4 protein-coding genes are annotated in these 4,228 nt (G+C 64.0%); all 4 read left to right on the forward strand.

From position 1 onward, the window contains the following. On the forward strand, nt 1–408 hold a 408-nt coding region (locus EN932_RS30445; RefSeq protein ID WP_164890694.1), incomplete at its 5' end, for an ATP-binding protein. A 570-nt stretch (nt 409–978) separates the two neighbouring features. Next, entirely contained in the window at nt 979–2,148 is a 1,170-nt protein-coding gene (locus EN932_RS30450) for an acyltransferase (protein ID WP_127369751.1), read from the forward strand. Further along, nucleotides 2,145–3,251: a glycosyltransferase family A protein gene (locus EN932_RS30455; RefSeq protein ID WP_127369752.1), complete on the forward strand. Its 1,107-nt coding sequence runs from the start codon at nt 2,145–2,147 to the stop codon at nt 3,249–3,251. Before EN932_RS30450 ends, EN932_RS30455 begins: the two co-directional genes overlap by 4 nt. 3 nt (nt 3,252–3,254) lie before the next feature. After that, nucleotides 3,255–4,228 (forward strand): glycosyltransferase (locus EN932_RS30460; RefSeq protein ID WP_128369311.1); only part of this gene is annotated, 974 nt, incomplete at its 3' end.

Raw genomic sequence — 4,228 nt, forward strand, 5'->3', positions numbered from 1 at the left:
GTGCGCGATATCGAAGCCGAGATGGTGTCGCTCGGCCATGCCGTCTCGATCGGGCACCTGGAAAAGGTTTGCGTGCGCGCCGGCGCGCTCGGCCTGCGCCGCGCCTTGCGCAACCTGATCGTGAACGCCGCCACCCATGGCAAGGCGTGCCGCATCGACCTGGCCGCGGCCGACAATCGCGCCGTGCTGACCATATCGGACCATGGGCCGGGCATCCCCCCGGAACTCCTGAACAAGGCGTTCGAGCCCTTTTTCCGCGTCGACCCCGGCCGCCTGCAATCGATCCCCGGAGCTGGTCTTGGCCTCGCCATCGCCAAGGAAATCATCGAGCGCTACGGAGGCACGGTAACACTGGAAAACCGCCGGGGCGGCGGGCTGGAGCAGACGGTGGTGTTCGACGCGGTGTGAGGGTTGGCGGTCAGCCGAGTAATGGGCGTTGCGCGTGGCAACGACGAAAAACAGAGACGATGCTGCACCGCGCAAAGCTAATGGTTCCAAATCATTTCTTCACGGAGCCAGGGCCGGATCCATATAGATAAAATATAGATTACGGAACTTCCTGTGATCTAACAAAGAACTAGGCTCTCAAGCCACGAGCTCGCAAATCAACCGAGGCGGGAACATCGGCAAAATTTAAACCACAGCGTTAAGTTCTGAGAAAAATCGCCAGAATTGACGAGAAACGCTCGGTTTTCTCAATTTTTTAGCACTTGCTCACATAAGTATTTCAGCTGGGTAGATTTTTTGTGTTGCGCCGCACAATGCCGTAGCCGAACGATCTCCTGGGGGACTCGTTTGCGACTGGATATGCGCCGTGGAGGATCCCGCCAGGTTGACCAGCTTGAGCCACCCGTCCGTCGATTTCGAGCGTAGGTTCGACGATGCCTGCGCTCTGGCGGGTCTCGTCCGCCTTGGCCTGCCGCTCGAAACGGCCGGCTGGCGGCTTGGTCGCGACCATCACGCTGGCGGATGCCGCTGATGGGAAGCGCACGCGACATCCAACTGGATGCGTTGAGAGCCATCGCCGTGACGATGGTGTTGTATTCCCATTTCTTCGCCGCTGGAGGATCTTCATTCTGGGGCCATATCGGCGTGCGGCTGTTCTTCGTGCTGAGCGGCTTCCTGATCACGCGCCTGCTCCTAGAAGCGCGTTCGGCCGCCGAATTCGAGACCGGCCCCGCGCTGCGATCCTTCTATATCAGGCGAGGCTTGCGGATATTTCCGCCCTATTTCGCCGTCCTGGGTTTCGTCTGGCTGGTCGACCTGGACCAATCCAGGGGATCGCTGGTCTGGCATGCGCTTTACCTGTCGAATTTCTGGTATGCGCTGCGCAATGACTGGAACCCTTGGGTGCTGTGCCATTTCTGGAGCCTGAGCATCGAGGAGCAGTTCTATCTTGCCTGGCCGCTGGTCGTCCTGCTGGCCCCGCGCCGCCGCTTCGAACAGATCTGCATCGGCGTCATCGCGCTGTCGCTGGCCTATCGCTTTTACTGGCCGCTCACCGCCAACACGGCGCTGGCGCGCGACCTGCTGCCGCCGGCATCCATGGATGCGCTGGCGACGGGCGCGCTGCTTGCCTGCTGGCGATCCAGGGGCGCGGCCCTGCCGCACTGGATGCGGCTCAGCTGGCCTGCCTTCGCGGCCGCATTCCTTGTCATCGAGTGGTTTGTGCCTGCGCCCGCCGATCCGATGCTCGAATGGACCCATTGGCTGGTGCGGCAAGTCCTGCCGCTGGTGCCGCTGATGGTCATCGTCGCAGCCTGTTCGCGCGGCCTTGGCGGCACTTTGGGAAAGCTTGCCGAACTGCCGCCGCTGCTGGGCCTTGGCCGCATCAGCTACGGCGTCTATCTCTATCATCCGATATTGCTGTCGCTCGCCGTCAAAGCGCAACCCTGGATTCCGCTCAACGTCTCGGAGCAAGGGCCAGGGCGTTTCCTGGTTGCGAGTGCCGCCACGATTGTCGCGGCCTCGATTTCCTGGGTGGTTTTCGAGAGGCCGCTCAACAGCCTGAAGCGCCACTTCCCCTATGTCGCGCGCACCCGCTCCGCACAGGGCAGCCATGGCGGCTGGCTCGCGACGGCGGCTGGCGGATCGCCCGATGGCCGCACACCGGCGCTCGAACTCCAGCGCACGGATGCAAGACGATGACTGCCGCACCGCTCGTCTCCGTCCTGTTGCCGGTCTACAATGCCGGTCCCTATCTCGCCACCGCGCTGGGAAGCATCCTGCGGCAGGATCACAGTCGCCTGGAGATCATCGCGATCGATGACGGTTCGACCGACAATTCGCTCGAGATACTCGAGCGATGCCAAAAGGCCGACAGCCGCATTTCGATCATCTCGCGCGAAAACCGCGGCCTTGTCGCGACGCTCAACGAAGGGCTGGCGATCGCCCGGGGCGAACTGGTCGCGCGGATGGACGCCGATGACGTCGCCTATCCCTGGCGTTTGTCGCGCCAGGTGGCGCTGTTCGAGCGGCGGCCCGAACTGGGCTTCTGCGGCGCCGGCGTCGACATGTTGATCCGCGGCCGCATCGCCAGGGGCAGGCCCGATCCGGTGTTCCAGTTCGGCCGCATCCCTGTATTGGCGATGTTCTTCACGATCTTCATGCACCCGACGGTCGTCTACAACAGGAAGGTCATCGACGACAGCGTCCTGCACTATGACCAGGCCTACCGGCATGCCGAGGATTTCGATCTTTTCAGGCGGCTGGCCGGCCGTTACCCGGCAGCCATGATGCCTGAAAACCTGGTCGTCTACCGCGTCCATCAGGCAAGCGTGACGAGCCGGCACGTCAAGGAGATGCGCAGGACGCATTTGCGGATCGTGGCTGAGAACCTCGAGCGCGAGGGCCTGGCGCAGGCCACGCGGGACCTGCGCGACATTGGCGATGCGGTCAGCCACGGCACCGTCGCCCGTGCGGCCGACTTCATCGTCGCGCTGGAGGAGGAGATCCGCTCGCTGTCGGCGGCGACGCGGCCGAGCTTCGAGGCCGGCGCGCTGAACCTGTTCTATTTCCTCTACCAGCTCGTCGCCGACGAAAAGCAGCCCGCGCTGACGCATGAATTGCTGACGCGGACCGCGAAATGGAACGTCATCCGGCGCCGCGAACAATATGCCCTGCGGCCCGGCGCCTGGGCGCCCTGGCTCAGCCGCGCTTCGCTGTCGGCCGCCAGGCAGGCCGATGCCATGGCATACTTCTTCAAATCTGCGCCCGCCGCGGCGGTTCTGGCACCTTATCAGGCGGGCTGAGGCATGATCGTCAAAGCCAACCAACCCCTGCAGCGCGATCGTTCGACGGCGCTTGGCCCCGCCCCGGCCGGTCCCCGCCCGGAACGAGCGGCGCCGGAAGTCAGCTTCATCATCTGCACGCGCAACCGCGTCGCCGTGCTCGATGCCTGCATCAAGTCGGTGCAAGCCGCATGCCGCGCACATGCCGGCTTCGCCGCCGAACTCGTGGTCGTCGACAACGGTTCGAGCGACCGCACGGCCGAACGCCTGGCCAGCATCGCGGCTGCGTCGGAAATTCCGTTCACGCCCGTTTGCGAGCCGCGCCCCGGATTGGCGGCTGCGCGCAACGCCGGGCTGAGGCGCGCGCGCGGCCGTGTGCTGGTCTTCGTCGACGACGACTGCGCGGTCCATCGCGACTATCTGCGCGATCTGGAGCGACACTATGCGTCCGGGGAACAATGGCTCATCCGGGGCGGCCGTGTCGAGCTTGGCGATCCCCGGGATTTGCCGTTCACCATCAAGCGGTCGTGGGCGCGCGAACGCCTGACGCCAGATGTTCATCCCGGCGGTTTCGTGCTGGGCTGCAACATGACGATGCACCGCGATGTCGCGGCCCGCATCGGCTATTTCGACGAACGCTTCGGCGCCGGCGGACCATTGCGGTCGGCCGAGGATACCGATTATCTCGTGCGCGCGATGCTGCTCGGCATCGCGGTCGAGTATGTGCCTGACATGACGATTTTCCATCATCACGGCCGGCGGGATCGCAAAGCCATCGAAAAGCTGCATCGCGACTACAGCCTGGGCAATGGCGGGCTCTGCCTGAAGCATGTTCGCCACGCGCCCTGGCTGCTTCGCCATTTCTACTGGGCCGCAAGAGGGGCTTTCCGGGAACTGGCGGGAGGACCCGCCTTCGATCGTGAACTCAACCTGCCGCACTGGCCGATCGTCGCCATGAATTTGCTCGGCGCGGCCAGGTTCGCGGTTCTCCTGCTGGT

Origin of the sequence: Mesorhizobium sp. M7A.F.Ca.US.002.01.1.1, from assembly GCF_004022955.1 — a bacterium.
Classification (GTDB): domain Bacteria; phylum Pseudomonadota; class Alphaproteobacteria; order Rhizobiales; family Rhizobiaceae; genus Mesorhizobium; species Mesorhizobium ciceri.

Bases quoted from the DNA above. Each gene is read 5' to 3' on its own strand.
- EN932_RS30450 (WP_127369751.1), top strand. From the start codon at position 979: ATGGGAAGCGCACGCGACATCCAACTGGATGCGTTGAGAGCCATCGCC.
- EN932_RS30455 (WP_127369752.1), top strand. From the start codon at position 2,145: ATGACTGCCGCACCGCTCGTCTCCGTCCTGTTGCCGGTCTACAATGCC.